The organism is Kitasatospora sp. NPDC059673 (assembly GCF_042734215.1).
Lineage (GTDB): Bacteria > Actinomycetota > Actinomycetes > Streptomycetales > Streptomycetaceae > Kitasatospora.
In genome coordinates, this window is record NZ_JBHWEN010000003.1 from 287,373 (window position 1) to 306,547 (window position 19,175).

18 protein-coding genes are annotated in these 19,175 nt (G+C 73.9%); 13 read left to right on the top strand and 5 right to left on the bottom strand.

The window, feature by feature from the left end:
• The first annotated feature begins 497 nt into the window (after positions 1–497).
• Positions 498–4,130 (top strand): transcription-repair coupling factor, encoded by a 3,633-nt coding sequence (gene mfd / locus ACFV18_RS06020; protein ID WP_380479738.1) that lies wholly within the window; start codon positions 498–500, stop codon positions 4,128–4,130.
• A gap of 220 nt (positions 4,131–4,350) precedes the next feature.
• On the opposite strand, the gene ACFV18_RS06025 is transcribed toward mfd, so the two are convergent.
• Entirely contained in the window at positions 4,351–4,950 is a 600-nt protein-coding gene (locus tag ACFV18_RS06025; RefSeq protein ID WP_380479740.1) for a DUF4352 domain-containing protein, read from the bottom strand.
• Positions 4,951–5,130: 180 nt separating this feature from the next.
• On the opposite strand from ACFV18_RS06025, the gene ACFV18_RS06030 reads away from it, so the two are divergent.
• The 3 genes from ACFV18_RS06030 to ACFV18_RS06040 all read left to right on the top strand — a co-directional run bounded on the left by ACFV18_RS06030 (position 5,131) and on the right by ACFV18_RS06040 (position 9,384).
• Positions 5,131–7,209 carry an N-6 DNA methylase gene (locus ACFV18_RS06030; RefSeq protein WP_380479742.1) on the top strand — a complete coding sequence of 693 codons (2,079 nt, stop codon included), beginning with the start codon at positions 5,131–5,133 and terminating at the stop codon, positions 7,207–7,209.
• A gap of 73 nt (positions 7,210–7,282) precedes the next feature.
• Complete coding sequence (locus ACFV18_RS06035) at positions 7,283–7,813, top strand: hypothetical protein (protein ID WP_380479744.1); 531 nt, start codon at positions 7,283–7,285, stop codon at positions 7,811–7,813.
• The gene (locus ACFV18_RS06040; protein WP_380479746.1) at positions 7,810–9,384 is read left to right on the top strand and encodes a protein kinase; all 1,575 of its coding nucleotides are present in this window, start codon (positions 7,810–7,812) and stop codon (positions 9,382–9,384) included. The genes ACFV18_RS06035 and ACFV18_RS06040 overlap by 4 nt, the downstream gene beginning before the upstream one ends.
• A 37-nt stretch (positions 9,385–9,421) precedes the next feature.
• Here ACFV18_RS06040 and ACFV18_RS06045 read toward each other — a convergent pair whose 3' ends face one another.
• Both ACFV18_RS06045 and ACFV18_RS06050 read right to left on the bottom strand, forming a co-directional pair.
• A complete protein-coding gene (locus ACFV18_RS06045) occupies positions 9,422–9,877 on the bottom strand; it encodes a VOC family protein (RefSeq protein WP_380479748.1) in 456 nt (151 codons plus the stop codon).
• Positions 9,878–9,945: 68 nt separating this feature from the next.
• On the bottom strand, positions 9,946–11,799 hold the full coding sequence (locus ACFV18_RS06050; protein ID WP_380479750.1) for a serine/threonine protein kinase: 1,854 nt from the start codon (positions 11,797–11,799) through the stop codon (positions 9,946–9,948).
• A 538-nt stretch (positions 11,800–12,337) separates the two neighbouring features.
• Here ACFV18_RS06050 and ACFV18_RS06055 point away from each other — a divergent pair.
• A complete protein-coding gene (locus ACFV18_RS06055) occupies positions 12,338–12,967 on the top strand; it encodes a hypothetical protein (RefSeq protein ID WP_380479752.1) in 630 nt (209 codons plus the stop codon).
• A 22-nt stretch (positions 12,968–12,989) separates the two neighbouring features.
• Here the strand turns inward: ACFV18_RS06055 and ACFV18_RS06060 are convergent, their stop codons facing one another.
• Positions 12,990–13,181: a hypothetical protein gene (locus tag ACFV18_RS06060; protein ID WP_380479754.1), complete on the bottom strand. Its 192-nt coding sequence runs from the start codon at positions 13,179–13,181 to the stop codon at positions 12,990–12,992.
• A gap of 162 nt (positions 13,182–13,343) precedes the next feature.
• On the opposite strand from ACFV18_RS06060, the gene ACFV18_RS06065 reads away from it, so the two are divergent.
• From ACFV18_RS06065 to ACFV18_RS06100, 8 genes are all read left to right on the top strand, one after another.
• The gene (locus ACFV18_RS06065) at positions 13,344–14,369 is read left to right on the top strand and encodes a LuxR C-terminal-related transcriptional regulator (RefSeq protein WP_380479756.1); all 1,026 of its coding nucleotides are present in this window, start codon (positions 13,344–13,346) and stop codon (positions 14,367–14,369) included.
• Between the two features lie 150 nt (positions 14,370–14,519).
• Positions 14,520–14,948 (top strand): hypothetical protein, encoded by a 429-nt coding sequence (locus ACFV18_RS06070; protein ID WP_380479758.1) that lies wholly within the window; start codon positions 14,520–14,522, stop codon positions 14,946–14,948.
• Positions 14,949–15,035: 87 nt separating this feature from the next.
• Positions 15,036–15,236, top strand: coding sequence for a hypothetical protein (locus ACFV18_RS06075; RefSeq protein ID WP_380479760.1), 201 nt, complete (start codon positions 15,036–15,038; stop codon positions 15,234–15,236).
• A gap of 47 nt (positions 15,237–15,283) precedes the next feature.
• Positions 15,284–15,484, top strand: coding sequence for a hypothetical protein (locus tag ACFV18_RS06080; RefSeq protein WP_380479762.1), 201 nt, complete (start codon positions 15,284–15,286; stop codon positions 15,482–15,484).
• A gap of 47 nt (positions 15,485–15,531) precedes the next feature.
• A complete protein-coding gene (locus ACFV18_RS06085; protein ID WP_380479764.1) occupies positions 15,532–15,732 on the top strand; it encodes a hypothetical protein in 201 nt (66 codons plus the stop codon).
• A 116-nt stretch (positions 15,733–15,848) separates the two neighbouring features.
• Positions 15,849–16,718 carry a JmjC domain-containing protein gene (locus tag ACFV18_RS06090; protein WP_380479766.1) on the top strand — a complete coding sequence of 290 codons (870 nt, stop codon included), beginning with the start codon at positions 15,849–15,851 and terminating at the stop codon, positions 16,716–16,718.
• Between the two features lie 78 nt (positions 16,719–16,796).
• On the top strand, positions 16,797–17,672 hold the full coding sequence (locus ACFV18_RS06095; protein ID WP_380479768.1) for a JmjC domain-containing protein: 876 nt from the start codon (positions 16,797–16,799) through the stop codon (positions 17,670–17,672).
• 62 nt (positions 17,673–17,734) lie between these two features.
• Positions 17,735–18,733: a MazG family protein gene (locus ACFV18_RS06100; RefSeq protein WP_380479770.1), complete on the top strand. Its 999-nt coding sequence runs from the start codon at positions 17,735–17,737 to the stop codon at positions 18,731–18,733.
• A gap of 14 nt (positions 18,734–18,747) precedes the next feature.
• Here ACFV18_RS06100 and ACFV18_RS06105 read toward each other — a convergent pair whose 3' ends face one another.
• Entirely contained in the window at positions 18,748–19,170 is a 423-nt protein-coding gene (locus ACFV18_RS06105; RefSeq protein WP_380479772.1) for an SDR family NAD(P)-dependent oxidoreductase, read from the bottom strand.
• Between the last annotated feature and the right edge of the window lie 5 nt (positions 19,171–19,175).

The window sequence follows — 19,175 nt, forward strand, 5'->3', positions numbered from 1 at the left end:
GGCGGCTTCGCGGGAACTGGCCGGTGACGGGCGGGTGGCCGAACTCGGCCACCGCACAAGGCTGGTGGAGGCAGGGAAGGCGCCGACGCCGAGATCTCGCGGCGCCAGCCCCAGGCAGGCGCCGCGAGTCCCGGCGTGAGTGGCGCGGGCGCCCCCACCCAGGGCCGCCCGGCCTTCGCACTCCCGACCCCCATCGGGGTGCGATCGCGCTTCCGCAGCCATCCCCCACGGTTGGATGCGGCCTGCGCTGCACACCATCCTGCGCGTCCACCATGGACAGACAGTGACAGGAGTGTGTCGGCTGCATGATCTCTGGACGAGCCCGTACGAATACCGGTAAGTCGCCCGCCGCCGCCGGCCGGGGACGCCACGCCACGTGCGGGGCCCCCGCGCGGCGTAGGCTGGACACCCCCCGGGCGCACCGCGTTCCGGGACTGTCGCGCTGCCCGGCGGCCGTCTGTTGCCGGGCCAAGTCCCCGTCGTGGAGAACTTGACGTATGAGCCTGTCCGGACTGCTCGATGTCGTCGTACGGGACGCCGCCCTCGCCGAGGCGATCGAGGCGGCGGCCACGGGGCACAGGCAGCACCTCGACCTGGTCGGCCCGCCCGCCGCCCGGCCGTTCGCGATCGCGGCGCTGGCCCGCTCGCTGGCCGCCCGGGCCGGTGAGAGCGGCCGCCCGGTGCTGGCGGTCACCGCCACCGGCCGGGAGGCCGAGGACCTCGCCGCTTCGCTGCGTTCGCTGCTGCCGCCCGACGCGGTCGCCGAGTTCCCGGCCTGGGAGACCCTGCCGCACGAGCGGCTCTCCCCGCGCTCGGACACCGTCGGCCGCCGCCTCGCCGTGCTGCGCCGGATCGTCCACCCGCGTGCCGACGACCCGGCCGCCGGGCCGGTGCAGGTGGTGGTCGCCCCGGTGCGCAGCGTGCTCCAGCCGCAGGTGAAGGGCCTGGCCGAACTGGAGCCGGTGGCCCTGCAGCGCGGTGAGCAGCACGACCTGGAGGAGGTCGTCCGCAAGCTCGCGGCCGCCGCCTACGCCCGGGTCGAACTGGTCGAGAAGCGCGGCGAGTTCGCCGTCCGCGGCGGCATCCTGGACGTCTTCCCGCCGACCGAGGAGCACCCCCTGCGGGTGGAGTTCTGGGGCGACGACGTCGAGGAGGTCCGCTACTTCAAGATCGCCGACCAGCGGTCGCTGGAGATCGCCGAGCACGGCCTGTGGGCGCCGCCCTGCCGCGAGCTGCTGCTGACCGACGAGGTGCGCGCCAAGGCCGCCGAACTGGCCGCCCGGCACCCCGAGTTGGGCGAGATCCTGGACAAGATCGCGCAGGGCGTCGCGGTCGAGGGCATGGAGTCGCTGGCCCCCGTGCTGGTCGACGACATGGAGCTGCTGCTCGACGTGCTGCCGGCCGGCTCGATCGCGGTGGTCTGCGACCCCGAGCGGGTCCGCACCCGGGCCGCGGACCTGGTCGCCACCAGTCAGGAGTTCCTGGCCGCGTCCTGGGTGGCCGCCGCCGCGGGCGCCGACCGGCCGATCGACCTGGAGGCGATCGACGTCTCCGCCGCGTCGCTCCGGTCGCTGGCCGACGTGCGCGAGCACGCCGCCGGGATCGGGCTGCCCTGGTGGTCGGTCAGCCCGTTCGCGACCAGTGACTCCACGGTGTCGGAGATCCTCGCCCGCGGCGGAGCCGCTGATTGGCACGGTGACGCCGACACGTTGATGCTCGGGATGCACGCCGTGGAGGCGTACCGGGGCGACACCGCGCGGGCGATCACCGACGCCCGGGAGCGGCTGGCCGCCGACTGGCGCGTGGTGCTGGTGACGGAGGGCCACGGCCCGGCCGCCCGGCTGGCGGAGGTGCTCGGCAACGAGGGCATCCCGGCCCGGTTGGTCGCCGACCTCGGCGAGGCCCCGACCCGGGACGTCGTGTACGTCTCCTGCGGCTCGATCGAGCACGGCTTCGTCGACGAGACCCTCAAGCTCACCGTCGTCACCGAGACCGACCTGTCCGGCCAGAAGTCCTCCACCAAGGACATGCGCCGGATGCCGTCCCGCCGCCGCAACGCCATCGACCCGCTGGCGCTGGCCGCCGGCGACTACGTGGTGCACGAGCAGCACGGCGTCGGCCGGTACGTGGAGATGGTGCAGCGCACCGTGCAGGGCGCCACCCGCGAGTACCTGGTGCTGGAGTACGCGCCCGCCAAGCGCGGCCACCCCGGCGACCGGCTGTTCGTGCCCACCGACCAGCTCGACCAGGTCACCAAGTACGTCGGCGGCGAGGCCCCGACCCTGCACCGCCTCGGCGGCGCCGACTGGGCCAAGACCAAGCAGCGCGCCAAGAAGGCCGTCAAGGAGATCGCCGCCGACCTGATCAAGCTGTACTCGGCCCGGATGGCCGCCCCCGGCCACGCCTTCGGCCAGGACACCCCCTGGCAGCGGGAGCTGGAGGACGCCTTCCCGTACGCCGAGACCCCCGACCAGCTGACCACCATCGCCGAGGTCAAGACGGACATGGAGAAGTCCGTCCCGATGGACCGGTTGATCTGCGGCGACGTCGGCTACGGCAAGACCGAGATCGCCGTCCGGGCGGCCTTCAAGGCTGTGCAGGACGGCAAGCAGGTAGCGGTCCTGGTGCCGACCACGCTGCTGGTGCAGCAGCACTTCTCGACCTTCGCCGAGCGGTACGCGAACTTCCCGGTCAACGTGAAGGCGCTGTCCCGCTTCCAGACCGACACCGAGGCGAAGACCGTGCTGGAGGGCCTGTTCGAGGGCTCGGTGGACGTCGTCATCGGCACGCACCGGCTGTTCTCCTCGGAGACCCGCTTCAAGGACCTCGGCCTGGTCATCGTGGACGAGGAACAGCGCTTCGGCGTCGAGCACAAGGAACAGCTGAAGAAGCTGCGGGCCAACGTGGACGTGCTCACCATGTCCGCCACCCCGATCCCGCGCACCCTGGAGATGGCGGTCACCGGCATCCGCGAGATGTCCACCATCACCACCCCGCCGGAGGAGCGCCACCCCGTCCTCACCTTCGTCGGCCCCTACGACGAGAAGCAGATCTCCGCCGCCATCCGGCGCGAACTGCTGCGCGAGGGCCAGGTGTTCTACATCCACAACCGGGTCGAGTCGATCGACAAGGCGGCGGCGCGACTGAAGGACCTGGTGCCCGAGGCGCGGGTCGCCACCGCGCACGGGCAGATGGGGGAGACGCAGCTCGAAAAGGTCGTCGTCGACTTCTGGGAGAAGGAGTTCGACGTCCTGGTCTCCACCACCATCGTCGAATCCGGCATCGACATCTCCAACGCCAACACCCTGATCGTCGAACGCGGCGACACCTTCGGGCTCTCGCAGCTCCACCAGCTCCGGGGACGAGTGGGCCGAGGACGCGAACGCGGCTACGCGTACATGCTGTACCCGCCGGAGAAGCCGCTCACCGAGACCGCGCACGAGCGCCTCGCCACCATCGCCCAGCACACCGAGATGGGCGCCGGCATGTACGTCGCCATGAAGGACCTGGAGATCCGCGGTGCGGGCAACCTGCTCGGCGGCGAACAGTCCGGCCACATCGCGGGCGTCGGCTTCGACCTCTACATGCGGATGGTCGGCGAGGCCGTCGCCGACTTCCGCCAGTCCCTGGAGGCCGGGGGCGCCGAGCCGGAGGAGGAGCCGCTCGAAGTCAAGATCGAGCTGCCGGTCGACGCGCACGTCCCGCACGACTACGCCCCCGGCGAGCGGCTGCGACTCCAGGCGTACCGGTCGATCGCCGCCGTCAACTCGGAGGCGGACATCGCGCAGGTCCGCGAGGAACTGACCGACCGCTACGGCAAGCTCCCCGAGCCGGTCGAGAACCTCCTGCTGGTGGCCGGCCTGCGACTGTTCGCGCGGCGCTGCGGCATCGGGGACATCACCCTGCAGGGCAACTTCGTCCGCTTCGGCCCGGTCGATCTGCGGGAGTCCCAGCAACTCCGGCTGAACCGGCTCTACCCCCGTACCCAGATCAAGTCCGCCGCCCAGCAACTGCTGGTGCCCCGGCCCAGCTCGGGCGGACGCATTGGCGGCAAGCCGCTGGTGGGGCGGGAGCTGTTGTCCTGGTCCACGGAGTTCCTGAGCACCATGTTCGACGACCTGAAGCGGTAGAGCGCAACCAGGGGCGCGGGGAACTGCGCGCAGCGGAAGGACCCGACCGCAAGATCGCGATGCAGGGCAGTGACTTGCACTTGATCGCGACCTTGCGGACGTGGTGTGCGCTTGTCGCGCAGTTCCCCGCGCCCCTGTCTTCGCGCCCACCTGCGTTCGCGCAGCTCTCCCCGCGCCCCTGTGCTCGCACCCACCCGCGTTTCGCGACGCCTGCGTACCTTTACAGCTTCCACTGGCCCGTCTGCTGGGCGAAGCCGCTGTCCATGGCGAACTGGATCTTGTCGAGCTTGGCGTCCGACGGGACCTCGAAGGTGATGAAGCCGAGGGCGCTCTCGCCGGGGGCGATGTTCGCGGGGACGGGGAACTCGGGGCCGGCCTTCGTCTCGTCGAGGGAGGAGCTGTAGCCCTGGCCCTTGTCGTCGAGGACCTTCGCGCTGTTGGCCGGGGCGTCGGCGTAGGCCGCGCTGCCGGTGGCCTTGATCCGGAACTGGACCGAGACGAAGCGCTTGCCGTCGGCGGGCTTGGTGAACTCGTCCGCGCCCTCCGCGTTGTCGACGACCTTCACCAGCGTGACGTCCGCGGTGTTGGACTTCTCCGTGCCCTTCAGCCCGATGGTGTCGCCGAGCTTGGCGGTGGAGGAGCCGGCCGCCTTGCCCTGGTCGCCGCTGCCGCCGGAGGCGCTTGCGGCGGGGGCGGAGTCGGCGGCCTTGGGGCTGGTGGAGACGGAGCTCTTGTCGGGGCCGCAGGCCGTCGCGGCGGCGAGCAGGCAGGCGCCGAGGAGGACGGCGGCGGTGCGGCGGGTGCTGATGCGGACAGACATGACGGGCTCTCCCCCAGGGATTCTGCGGTGGGCCGGGGTTCCGGCGATGACTCCAGTAAAGCCTCGGGTGTGAACAGTGTCAATGCCAGTCCACGAAACCTCTCTGTTCACGTGTGAACACGCGGGGAGGACCGCCTGGCTATGCTGTGTGGCCACACCCCGCTGCTGAGGAGCCCGCGCATGTCGGAAAGTCCCGAGGTCACGGCCGCCGAGATCGCCCGGCTCGCCGGGGTCGGCAGGGCCGCCGTGTCCAACTGGCGCCGTCGCCACACCGACTTTCCGCGGCCCGCCGGCGGCACCGAGACCAGTCCGACGTTCCGGCTGGACCAGGTCGAACAGTGGCTGCGCGCGCAGGGGAAGCTCGCCGAACTGCCGCTGCTGGAACGGGTCTGGCAGCAGCTGGAGTTGCTCCGTGACCCGTCCGGCCCGGCCGTCGCCCCGCTGGTGACGGCCGGTTCGCTGCTGCTCCTGCTGCATCGCGCTCCGTCCGCGTGGGCCGAACTCGCCGAGCAGCCGGACACCCGGCTGGCCACCGCGCTGCCCAAGGCACTGCGCCGCACCGTCGGCGCCCTGCTCGGGCCGGACGCGACGACGACGCTCGACCTGCCGCTGATCGCCGGCGCCACCCACCTGGACCTGGCCCGACTGCTGGCCCGACTGACCGCGGAGAGCGCCCCGGCCGCCGCGTACGAGCAACTGCTGACCAGGTACACCGAGGCCAACCCCCGCCTCCAGCCGCCGATTCCGGCCCAGACCGCCGCCCTGCTGGCCGCGCTCGCCGGAACGCCGGGCGGCGACCGGACCGTGTTGGACCCGGCGTGCGGCACCGGCGGGGTGCTGCTGGCCGCCGCGCCCGCCGCCCGCCGCGGGCAGGACGCCGACCCGGGCCTGGCCGGCGTCGCGCTGCTGCGCCTCGCGCTGGCCGCCCCCGCCGACCGGCCCGGCCCGCTGCCGGTGGACGTCCGGGCCGGGGACGCGCTGCGCGCCGACGCCTTCCCGGGCCTGGCCGCCGACGCGGTGCTGTGCCGGCCGCCGTACAACGAACGCGACTGGGGCCACGACCAGTTGCAGTACGACAGCCGCTGGCCCGGCGGGGTGGTGCCGCCGCGCGGCGAGTCCGAACTGGCGTGGGTGCTGCACTGCCTGGCGCACACCCGCCCCGGCGGGACGGCCGTCCTGCTGCTGCCGCCGACCGTCGCGTCCCGCCGGGCCGGCCGCCGGGTACGGGCCGAACTGGTCCGCTCGGGCACGCTGCGCGCCGTGATCGCACTGCCCGCCGGCGTCGCCCCGCCGTACGGGGTGCCGCTGCATGTGTGGGTACTGCGCGGCCCGGAGCCCGGCGACGACTTCCGGCACCTGCTGCTGCTGGACGCCGCCACCGACGGCGGCCGCGAACGGATCGACCGTGCCGCGCTCCAGCAGGACGTCCTGACGGCCTGGCAGGCGTTCGACACGGCCGCCCGCACCGGTGGCCCGCTGCCCGCCGACCGGCCCGGCCGCTCCCGGGCGGTGCCCGCGCTCGACCTGCTGGACGAGGAGACCGACCTCACCCCGGCCCGCCACCTGCCCGCACTGCCCGCCGAGGCCGCCCCCGACGCACTCACCGCCCTGCGCGAGCACCTGGCCGCCGAACTCGCCCGGCTGGCCGACCTGGACGCCGCCCTGCCCACCCTCGCCGCCACCGGCGCGGCCGCACCCCCGCAGGTCAGCATCGGCGAACTCGCCCGCTCCGGCGCACTGGAGGTGCACTCCTCCGGGCAGGGCGCCCCCGCCCGCCCCGGCGGCCGCACCCCGCTGCTCACCGACCAGGACCTCCAGTCCGCCGCCCCGCCGAGCGCCGCCACCGACGCCCCCGACGCGCTGACGATCCGCCACGGAGACGTCCTGGTACCCGCGTTGGGCGGCGAGGGCGCACAGGCGGTGCACCCCGGCAGTCCGTACGCGGACGCCGCCCTCGGGGCCCGGCTGCACCTGCTGCGACCCGACCCGGCCCTGCTCGACCCCGACTTCCTGGCCGGCCAACTGCGCGCCACCGGCGCCGGCCGGCGGGCCAGCAGCTACGCGTCCACCACCAGCCGCCTGGACATCCGCCGGGTCGAGGTGCCGCGCGTCCCCGTCGAGCAACAGCGGGCCCTGGGTGCCGCGTTCCGCCGGCTCGCCGAGTACGAGGCAGCCCTGACCCGCGCCACCACCGAGGCCCGCACCCTGACCCGGGCCCTCACCGACGCCCTCGCCGCCGGGAGTTCCGGACCGGCTTGACGCACCGTCGGACCAAGGCGCGGGGGGTGGGGGTAGCGTGTGCGCAGCACATTCCCGTCGCCGAGGAGCTTCCATGCCCGCCCGCGCCGTGTCCGGCCCGTACCGGATCTGGGTGACGCTGCTGTGCGCCGCGGTGCCGGTGCTGACCCTCGGGATCCTCGGCATGGTGCCCTCGCTGGTGCTGGCGGTCGGGCGGCGGCGCCGGGCCGACATCGTCGGCGCGATCGTCATCGGGCTGATGCAGCTGGGGCTCTACGTGGCCGCCGGGCTGACCCCGTCGGGCGGGAAGATCAACACCCTGGTGGGTGTGCTGGTGCTGCTCCCGCTGTGGATCGGCACGCCGGTGCACTTCCTGCTGATGAACCAGCGCCGGTTCTGGCCGGACGCCGTTGCCGCCCCGCCGCCGTACCCGTACCCGGCGTACCCCGGGTACCCGGCCTCGGCCACCACGTACCCCACCGGCGCCCCGTACCCGCCCCCGGTCGCACCGCCCGCCGTCACCACCCCGCCGCCCGCCGCCGCACCGGGTGGTGTGACCGGCGCCGCCGAGCTGCGCGAGCTCGGTGAGCTGCTGCGCCGTCAGGCCGGGGACGGGAAGCCGTGAGCCGCACCGTCGGCGGACGGTACGCGCTCGACGAGAAGATCGGGCACGGCGGGATGGGACAGGTCTGGGCCGCCCGGGACCAGCAGCTGGGGCGGCCGGTCGCGGTGAAGCTGCTGCGCACCGACGCGGTGCCGTACCCGGCCGGTCGCGGTGACAGTCAGGGCGACCTGCTGCGGCAGCGGTTCCTGCGCGAGTGCCGAATAGGCGCCTCCCTCGACCACCCCGGTCTGGTCACCGTGTACGACGCGGGAGCCGACGGGGACGAGCTCTACCTGGTGATGCAGCGGGTTCCCGGCCTGAGCCTGGCCGACCTGATCGCCGAGGAGGGCCCGCTCGGCGTCGATCGGGCCGTCGCGGTCGCCGGGCAGTTGTGCGCCGCGCTGGCCGCCGTGCACGGGGCGGGGGTGGTCCACCGCGACCTGAAGCCGAGCAATGTGATGGTCCGTCCGGACGGGCGGGTGATCCTGCTCGACCTCGGCATCGCCGCCGCCATCGACCCCACCGCCACCCGCCTCACCCTCACCGGCAGCCCGATCGGCAGCCCCGCGTACATGGCCCCCGAGCAGGCCATGGCGACCGACACCGACCGGCGCAGCGACCTGTACGCGCTCGGCTGCATGCTGCACGAGATGCTGGCCGGCGGCCCGCCGTTCCCCGCGCCCACCGCGCTCGGCGTGCTGCGCCGCCAGGTCGACGACCCGCCCCAGCCGCTGCGCGCGCTGCGGGCCGAAGTGCCGCCCATGCTGGAGGAGTTGGTGCTGCGGCTGCTCGCCAAGCAACCCGACCGGCGGCCCGCCGACGCGGCCGAGGTGCACGCCCTGTTGCTGCCGCTTCTGCCCGCCCCGGCCGGCCGTCCGCGCACCCGGCTGCCCGCCGTCCCCGACCCGGCGGACCCGTACCGCTACCCGCACCACCCGGAGCCGACCGGCGCCGCCGACACACCGGCACCGCCGCCCGTGTTCGCGCCGCCCGTCCATGCCCCCGCCCCCGTCAGGCCCGAGCAGGAGACCCTGGCCGGGGCCTGCGCCCGGCTCTCCGACCTGGTCGCGGCCGGCCGGCACGCCGAGGTGCTCGACCTGTCCGCCCGCCTGCTGCCCCGGGCCGTCGCCGAGCAGGGCGAGGCCGCGCCGCTGGTGCACACGGTGCGCGCGATCCGGGCCCGCACCCTGCTCGCCGAACGGCAGTGGGGCGAAGCGCTGCCCGAACTGCGCCTACTGGCCGCCACCACGGCCGCCGAACGCGGCCCGCACGACCCGGCCGCCCTCGACCACCGCCGCCACGCGGCCCGCTGCCTGGAACAACTGGGCCTCACCCGCGAGGCCCTCGCCGAATACCAGGCCGTCCTCGCGGCCCTCCCGCCCGGCTCCGCCCACGCCACCGACCTGCGCGAACGCATCGGTCTCCTGCTCGCCGCCACCGGCCACGTCGAGGCCGCCTGGCAGAGCCTGCTGGAACTCCTGCTGGAGACCGAGCGCCGCCACGGCCCCCACCATCCGGACGTCCGCCGCCTGCGCAGCCACCTGGAGCAGCTCGGCAGCCACCGCACCACCACCAACCCGTACGCGACCTGACCGAGCGGCGGTCCCGGGTCGGGGGATCTCACAGCCGTCAGACGACGTCGAACTCGTTGCCCTCGGGGTCCTGCATGGCCGCGGCGTACAGCCCCATGCTCGGCTCGTCCTTGATCTTCAGCACGGTGGCGCCGGCCTCGACCAGTTGCTCCACCGCGGCCCTGACCCGCTGCGCGCGGACGTCCAGCGGGACGTCACGACCGCCGCCGACCGTGAGGTCGAAGTGCCACCGGTTCTTGGCGGTCTTCGGCTCCGGAACCTGCTGGAACCACACGCGCGGTCCACGACCCGTCGGATCGACGACCGACTCCGGAATGTCGCCGGCCCCGGCCGGCAACTCCTCCGCAGGCACCCCTATCGCCTCCCAATAGGCGCGCCAGGTGGCGTACCCGTCGGGCGCGGGCTCGGGCACATAGCCCAAGGCCGGGGCCCAGAAGGCCACCATCCTCTGCGGATCGGAGCAGTCGATGGTCAGCTGCACGGTCATCTCCATGCCCGGAGCCTGCCGGACAGGTCTGACAGTCGATCCACGACGATCCGCCGTCGCCGTGGCGGGGGCTGTCAGCCCGCCGGGGGGATGCGCCACTGCTGGGCGGTGTTGCCCGGGGTGCACTTCTCCATGGTGGCCGCGTTGCCGGAGCCGTTGTCGGTCAGGCAGAGGCTGGCCATGTAGTCCTTGAGGTAGTACGCGCCCTGCGTGGGCGCCTGGACCACCGACCAACTGGTCAGGACGTTGAATCCCGAGCGCAGGGTGACCGGTGTCCCGGTGTCGTTCTGGACCAGGATCGGTTTGCTCATGTTGCAGGGGTACAGCGCGTACCAGCCGCCCGGGTCCGGGCCGGAGCGGTACCAGCCGAACGAGGTGTTGCGGTCCATCACCGCCGCCGTGCCGCCCGCCAGAGTGTTCGTCGCCAGGCCGAGGCGCTGCCCGCTGCCCACCGAGGTCAGGTATCCCCAGCCGGCGCCCCCGCAGCCTGCCGGGGGCCCGGAGGTCGTGCCGCCGGTGCCGCCGCCGGCGGGTGGCGTGTTCGGCGGGGTGGTGGTGCCGCCGGGCTGCTGATTGCCACCACCGTTGCTGCCACCGCCGTTGCTGCCGCCACTGCCACCGCCGCTGCCGCCACTGGTGCCGCCTCCGCCACCGCCACCCTGGGACGGGTGCGTGCCGGTGGTGCCCGGCTGCTCGGGCGAGGGCTGCTGCGGGCCGGGGGAGGGCGAGTCGGAGGCCGGGGCCGAGGCGGAGTCGGAAGCGGACGGTGAGGCGGACCCGGGCGAGCTGCTCGACGCCGACGCCACCGGGAGGGGCGATCCGTCGCCGGGTCCCGAGATCGGGCCGGAACCCGTCTGCGAGGTGTCGGACTTCCACGGCGCGGCCTGGACCAGGAACACGCCGCCCGTGCCCAGCGAGATCACCACCGGTACGACGATCGGCAGCAGCAGTCGGCGCCGCCGGCTTTCCGGGCGCGGGGTCTCCTCGGTCCGCCCGCCGGTGTCCGCCGGAGGGGTGGCCGGGACGGTGCTCGGCGGCGGAGTGTCCGGCACCGTGGCCAGCAGCGTGTCCGCCGCCACCGCCCTTGCCGAGGCGGGGAGTTCGGCCGCCGCGCGCGCTGCCGCGGCCATCGCCGCCGCGTCCGGGAAGCGGTCCGCCGGGTCCTTGGCGAGCGCCCGCGCGACGAACTCCCGCACCGGCGCCGGGAACGCCTCGGCCAGTCCCGGCGGCGGCTGCTGGAGGTGCTTGACCACCACCTCCAGCACCGTTTCACCCGTGAACGGCGGTTGTCCCGTGAGCAGTTCGAAGCAGACCACACCGATCGAGTACAGGTCGGAGCGGGGCGTGACGGCTTGGCCGCCGGCCTGCTCCGGCGCCGCGTACAGCGCCGTGCCCAGTACCGAGTGGGTGGTCGTCAGCCTGGTGCCCGCCAACGCCCGGGCGATCCCGAAGTCCGTGACCACCACGCCGCCGTCGTCCCGCACCATCAGGTTCGACGGCTTCAGGTCCCGGTGCACGATGTCCCGCGCGTGTGCGGCGTGCAAGGCGTCCAGTGCCTCCGCGACCAGCCCCAGCGCCCGGGCCGGCACCATCGGGCCGTCCTGCGCCAGCACCAGGTGCAGCGGGCGGCCCTCGATCAGCTCCATCACGATGTACGTCGCCCGGACGTCCGCGGTCTCGGCCGGCTCGCAGTAGTCGATCACCTGGACGACGCCCGGATGCCGCACCGTCGCCAGGATCCGGGCCTCGCGCCGGAACCGCTCGATGAAGTCCTGCTCGTCACCCAGCCCCGGATGCATCACCTTGATCGCGACCGCCCGGCCCAGCACCCCGTCCTCGGCCCGCCAGACCTCGCCCATGCCGCCACTGCCCAGCCGCTCGCCCAGCGTGTAGCGCCCGCCCAGTACCGTGCCCGGTCCCCACATCATGCTTCCCCCATGACTCGGCCTGACATGACAGCTAGTCAAGAATCCCAAGCCTGCCAGGCCCCCGACACCCCGCCCGCCGTCAATCCCGTTCCTCGTTGCCGAACTGCGACCTGCGCCCTGCGGCCTGCGCCCTGCGCCGAACCCGGGGCCGGTGGTGCCGTTGCCGCCGCCCGAGTACCAGGAGGAGCCGCTGCCCTGGATCCGTACGCCGGTCGGCACCAACAGCGGCTTCGCGATCCGGTAGTTGCCGTTCGGCAGGTCCCGGTGCCCGCCACGGTCGCCGCGCCGATTCCCGCCCTCGCGGCGGCCGCCCGCAGCAGGTTCCGTCGTGTCGTCATGTCCCTTTCCCTCCAGGCGAGTAGGACGAATCGCGGCAGATCCTGGGCGAACGTTCGTCCACGCGCGGGGGAAGCGGACGATCTCGGACGGGGGACCGTGCGCGCGGGGTCTGGCACCCGGGGTCGGGGCTCCCTATTGTTCGTCCCAGCCACGTACGCGAAGCACCACCGGAACGCGCTCCATCGACCAGGAGGCCCCAGTGACCCGCACCAGCTCCGTCCGCCGACTTCGCGCCGCCCTGGGCGTGACGGTCGCCGCCGCCGCGCTCTCCGCCTGCGGCGGGGCACCGGCGCACCAAGGGGCCGCCGCCGTGGTCGGCGACGAGCGGATCACCATCGCGCAGGTGCAGGCGCGGATGTCGGCGGTTCGCGCGGGCGGCACCGTGCAGGCAGGCGCCCCGGCGGCGAACGAACAGTCCGGGCTGGCCCGGCACGCCGTCAACGACCTGATTTTCGACAAGGTCATCGGCCGGGCCCTGGCGGACCGCCGGCTGAAGGTCGACGCCGCCGAGATCGGCGCCGCCCGGTCCGCGGACAGCCGCTCCGCGGGCGGTGACGCCAAGCTGGCCGAGCTGCTGCGGGTCAAGCGGGGTGTCCCGGCCGAGGGGATCGACGACTTCTACCGCCAGCAAGTGGGCCTCACCAAGCTGGCCGGCGGACAGGACCCGACCAGCGCCGCCGGCGACGCCGCGATCCGCAAGGCCCTGGTGGACGCGGGCACCGCGCTGCACATCCAGGTCAACCCGCGCTACGGGACGTGGGACACCGCCCGGATCGGACTCACCGACACCACCGACGACTGGCTGCCGATGAACGTCCGCCCGCTCTGATCCGGGTCGCCTCCGCTCCCGCTCAGTACAACTCGGGCTGGCACAGCGGCAGTTCGCAGCTTCCGCCCCAGGAGGTGTCGCCGTCCAGTTCGGCGCCGCCGGCCCGCACCGCCGCCGTCGGCCCGGACTGCGTCGCCGCGACCACGGCCGGGGCCGCGCCGGCCAGCGCGAGCAGCAGACCGGCGAACGCGACGGTGCGAGCGAACCGCTTCATGGCAGAGTCCTCCTGAGGACGGGAAGAGACGGGGGATCTTGGTGTCCGGGCCCCGAACCGGGGTCCGGCGCCTGGGAACTAGCATGGCGAGCGCCGGGTGCCCGAACCATCGCGCGGCCACCTCACCAACTGCTCTGGCAGCAAGATGACCGGGGGACGAAAATGGACCTATCGGCCCAAGCTCCGTTCACCGGAGCCGAGTTCGCGCCCGATCCGGCCGACGCGGCGGCCTACTCCTGGGTACTGGAACACGGCCGCCTCGACCCCGACGCGCTGGCCGGGCACCTCGCCCGCCAAGGGCTCGACCCGGCCGCCGCCGCCACCGCCCTGGACCGCCTGACGGCCTGGCAACTGCTCCAGCCCGACCCGGCCGACCCCGGGCGCTGCCGGGCCCTGCCCCCGCAGACCGCGATCGCCGCACTCGCCGCCCCCGTCGAGGCAGAGATCCAGCGCAGCCGCGCCGAACTCGCCCATCGCCAGGCCCAGGTGGCCGGCTTCCTGGCCTACCACCGGCAGGTCAGGGAGACCGGCGGCGCCGGCGAGATCGAGGTGATCGCCGACCTCCAGGACGTCCGCGCCGCCCTCGACCGGGCCTCCGCCGACTGCCGCAGCGAGGTGCTCACCAGCCAGCCCGGCGGCGGCTCCCGCGTCCCCGCCGCGATGGAGGAGGCCCTGCGCCGCGACCGCGCCCTGCTCGGCCGCGGCGTCCGGATGCGCACCCTCTACCACCACACCGCCCGCTTCAACGGCCCCAGCCAGGCCTACGTGGAGGCCGCCACCGCCCTCGGCGCCGAATACCGCACCGCGCACGAGCTGTTCGGGCGGCTCATCGTCTTCGACCGCGAACTCGCCTTCCTGCCCCTCAGCGACGGCACCTGGGGCGCACTGGTGGTCCGCCAGGAAGCCCTTCTCGCCTACCTCTGCGGCATCTTCGAACAGGCCTGGTCGCTCGCCCGCCCGTTCGCCGCCGCCGCCGAGGACGGCCTCGAACAGGTCTCCCAGGAACTCGACCGCACCATCGTCCGGATGCTCGCCGCCGGCCTCAAGGACGAGGCCATCGCCCGCCGCCTCGGCATGTCACTGCGCACCGCGCGCCGCCACATCGCCGACATCATGGACGAGTTGGGCGCCGAAAGCCGCTTCCAGGCCGGCGTCGCCGCCGCCCGGGCCGGGCTGCTCGACGACTGACCCGACAACTGCCCCCGGGTGTCACGTGGCCCCGTTACCGGCCGCCCGGGACCGCCAAGCCGTGACTGTCCGTCAATGCCGCCACGCCGCACCATTGATGTCAGCGGGGCACACCGGGCCCCGCCGGACAGCGGAAACGGAGGTGACGACATGCAGTGGGGACAGGACGAAGACCGTCCGACCGACCCGGAACGCGAGGTCGTCGCCTTCCTGAACCGCCGCCTCGGCACCGGCCCGGCACTCCTGTGGACCGAGAGCGAAGCTCCCGGCGGCACCCCGCCGGACGCTTCCCCGACCCGCGGCGCGGCCCGCTGGGCCGACACCCTGCGTCACCACCTCGGCCGCCCCGTCGAACCCGCCCCGAGCTGGCCCGTCCGGCGGCTCGCCGCCCCGGAGGACAGCAGCCTGCTGCTCTTCCAGCACCACGGCGGAAGCCGGGTCCACCCCGCCGGCACCGGAACCCACCAGGGCGTCCGGCTCCTCCCCGGCCACTGGCTGCTGCTGCCCCCCGGCTGCGGCTGCGACCTCCAGTGCCGCCCCGGCGCCGAACCCCTGGCCCTACGGATCCCGACCACCTGATCCCACTCTCGGGCCGCACCCCGGGACGACCATGCCCCGCGCTGCCCGAAACCTCCCGATTCATCCCCCTCTCGAAGGAGTCCTGTCATGGGTGTTCAGAACACCGAGTCCGTGTCGAAGTTCGCTGCGCTGGCCCGTCAGGCCGCGCTGTCGGTGGCCGTCGCCGCCGCTGTGGGTGGCGCCGTGTTCGCGCCGGCCGTCTCCGCTCAGGCCGCGACCGCGCCGTCGGTGAGCGCGGGTCACGCGACGACCGACGGCTGTGGCGAGTGCTACCCCGACGTCATCTGATCCACCTCCCGCTCGTCCTCTCTCACCAACCAAGAAGGAGTCCTGTCATGGGTGTTCAGAGCACCGAGTCCGCGTCGAAGTTCGCCGCGCTGGCCCGTCAGGCGGCGTTGTCGGTGGCCGTGGCCGCCGCTGTGGGTGGCGCGGTGTTCGCGCCGGCCGTCTCGGCCCAGGCCGCGACCGCGCCGTCGGTGAGCGCGGGTCACGCGACGACCGACGGCTGTGGCGAGTGCTACCCGGACGTCATCTGATCCACCTCCCGCTCGTCCTCTCTCACCAACCAAGAAGGAGTCCTGTCATGGGTGTTCAGAACACCGAGTCCGCGTCGAAGTTCGCCGCGCTGGCCCGTCAGGCCGCGCTGTCGGTGGCCGTCGCCGCCGCTGTGGGTGGCGCGGTGTTCGCGCCGGCCGTCTCCGCCCAGGCCGCCACGGCCCCGTCCGTGAGCGCTGGCCACGCGACCACCGACGGCTGCGGCGAGTGCTACCCGGACGTCATCTGATCCACCGATCCACGCCCGGGGTCGCCGGCGGCATCGCCGCCGCCGGCGCCCCGCGTCCACCCCGCCCCAATTCTCAATCCCCTTGATCCGCCCGGAAATCGGAGAGGAACACCGCCATGGACTGGCTGGACCGCTGCGTCGACGACACCGAGACCTTTCTGCGCAGGCACTGGCGCCAGGGGCCGGTGGTGCTCCGTCCCGCCGACCCGCCCACCGAAGTGCTCACCGTGGAGAGCCTGTTCGACCTGATCGACGAGGGCACGCTGCGCGACCCGTACGCGGGGCTGTTCACCGTCGAGGGCACCGTGCCGCAGGAGGAGTACTGCCCGCCGCGGGTGATCGCCGGCAAGACGTTGGAGGGGTGTCTCGACCCGGAGCGGGTGCGGGCGCTGATCCGGGACCGCAATGCCACGCTCCAGCTGCGCTACCTCAACCACTGGCACCCGGGGGTGCGGGCGCTGACCACCGGCCTGTCCGAGAGCCTGGGCCGGCTCACCGAGGCGTTCATGTTCTACTCGCAGCCCGGTCGGCACGGGCCGGTGCACCGCGACGAGGGCGACATCCTGGTCATCCAGCTCAGCGGCAACAAGCACTGGCAGGTGTACGGCGGGCCGACCGACCCGAACTGGCAGCCGGTCCGCGAGGACAACCCGGGCCCGTGCCTGCTGGACACCGTGATCCACCCGGGCGAGGTGCTGTACGTGCCCAACGGCTACGCCCACACCGCCCGCGCCACCGAGGACGGGCCGTCCCTGCACCTCACCATCGCTCTGCGCGAGGCCTGCAGCGTGCACCTGCGCACCCAGCTGCGCGCCCTGCTCACCGAGGGCCTCGAACTGCCTGCCCGCCCCCGCGACGAGGACGACCTGCTGGAGGCCGGCTCGCAGTTGCTCGACCACCTGCGTACCCGGCTCGCCACCGCCAACCCCGCCGAGCTGGTGTCCGCCGCCCGCCGCGCCGCGTACAGCAGCCGCCCCACCGCCTGAACCCACCGCCCCGAACCACCGCCCAAGCAGACCGTCCAGCAGACCGCCCGAGCAGACCGCACCAGAGGAGACCTGACCATGACCGAGACCTGGCTGAGCCGCTTCGTCGCGGACGAGGAGCAGTTCCGCACCGAGCTGTGGCGCACCACCCCGGCCGTGCTGCGCCCCGAGCGCCCGCCGGTGGACGTGCTGCCCGCCGCCGAACTCGACCGGTTGCTCGACCACGGCCTGCTGAAGGTGCCGTACCTGGGCCTGGTGCAGCGCGACGCCCATCTGCCCGTCGAGCGGTTCTGCCCGCCGCGGGTGGTGCTCGGCGAGGTGGTCGGGGGGTACGCCGACGGCGCGGCCGTGCGGGCGCTGATCCGGGACGAGCAGGCGACGCTGCTGCTGCGCTACGTGGACCAGTGGCACGACGGGGTGCGCGAGCTGGCCCGCGGCCTGGCCGCCGAGATCGGCCGGCAGGTCGAGGCGTTCTGGTTCCTCACGCCGCCCGGCTCCCAGGGCCGCCCGGTGCACCGCGACGACGCGGACGTGCTGGTGGTGCAGATCTCGGGGGCCAAGCGCTGGTGGGTGCACGGCGGTCCCGCCGACGGCAACTGGGTGCCCGACCGGGAGGACGGCGACCCGGGCGAGGTGCTGCTGGAGACCGTCCTGCAGCCGGGTGAAGTGCTGTACGTGCCGCGCGGGTTCGCGCACCGCGCCCGCGCCGAGGACGGCGCGCCCTCCACGCACCTGTCGCTGACGATCCGCGAGGCGGCCAGCGCCAACCTGTACACCGTCGCGCAGACCCTACTGGCCGACAGCCTCCCGCTGCCGGGCCGCCCGCTGGACGACGCCGCGCTCACCGACGCGGCTGCCGCGCTGATCGAGCACGCCGGCTCGCTGCTGGCCGAGCTGACGCCCGCCGACCTGCTGTCCGTCACCCGCCAGCTGATGCTGCAACCCGCGGCGTGAGCGTTCCCGTCGCGGGAAAAGGGCTGGTCCGCCCCGCGCGCCGTCGTTGTAGGTTCGGTGCCGTGGACACTCCGAAGCTGATCCTGCTCACCACCACCCACCGTGTCGCCCCGGGCCTGCTCGGCTGGCCGGCCTGGGAGGCCCTCCGTTCGGCGCCCGTGGTGCTGGCCGGCGTCGCCGACCACCCGCAGCTGCCCGCGCTGCGCGCCGCCGGCGTCGAGCCCCGGCTGATCGAACGGGGCTCCGCCCCGGCGCTGGCCCGGCAGCTGCTCGCCCTGGCCCCCGCAGTGTGGCTGGAGAGCCCGGACGGCGATCCGGGGCTGACTGACGCGCTGGCCCGGATCGCGGTGGAGGAGGCCGGCGAGCACCCGGAGATCGAGGTGCTGCCGGGCTCGTACGACCTGCCGGGCGCCCGGCTGCTGGACCTGGTCTCGGTGATGGACCGGCTGCGCTCGCCCGGCGGCTGCCCGTGGGACGCCGAGCAGACCCACCGGAGCCTGGTGAAGTACCTGGTCGAGGAGGCGTACGAGCTGGTCGAGGCGATCGAGGAGGACGACCGGCCGACCCTCCGCGAGGAACTCGGGGACGTGCTGCTGCAGGTGTTCTTCCACTCCCGGATCGCCGAGGAGGACGCCGAGGACCCGTTCTCCATCGACGACGTGGCGGGCGACATCGTCGAGAAGCTGATGTACCGCCACCCGCACGTGTTCGGCGACGTCAGCGTCCGGGACTCCGCCGAGACGGAGGCCAACTGGGAGCAGCTGAAGGCCGCGGAGAAGCAGCGCGAATCGGTGCTGGACGGCGTCCCCGCGGGCCTGCCCGCGCTGGCGTACGCGGCGAAGCTGGTCTCCCGGGTGCGCCGGGCGCAGTTCACCGCAGTGCCGGACGCGCCGTACGAACTGCCCGCCGAACTCACCGCCGAGTCGGCGGGGGAGCTGCTGCTGGCGGTCGCGCAGCGCGCCTACGACCAGGGCGTGGACGTGGACGCCGCACTGCGGGCGGCGGCCCGGCGCTACCGCCGGGCGGTACGCGCCGCCGAAGGACTGTCCGAGGGCGACTGACCGGCCGTCAGACCCTAGCTCGCCAGCGGGACGTCCGTGACCGGGCGGCGGCGCTGGGCCGGCACGACCTCGCCGATCGCCTCGCCGACCAGGGCCAGCAGCTCGGCCAGCGGGTCGAGGTGGCCCGGCAGCTCGGCGAGCTGGACGATCCGCTCGCCGTCCGGGCCGGCGACCGCGAACAGGTCGATCGGTCCGAGGTGCTTGGCGGCGGTTTCGACCAGCGCGGCGATGTCCGCCGGGTGGTGGACGTCACCGGACACACCGACCACCGGGCAGCCGGGACGGTCGAGTTCGGCGGCCAGGTCCTCGGCGACGTTGGGGCGAAGATCGGCGATGAGCAGGCCGGCGGCGCCGGCGGCGGAGAACCGGCGGGCCAGGTCGGCCCCCTCGCCTCCGTCGAGCACCGCGATGACCACCACTGCACCGGCTACTCGCATGGCCT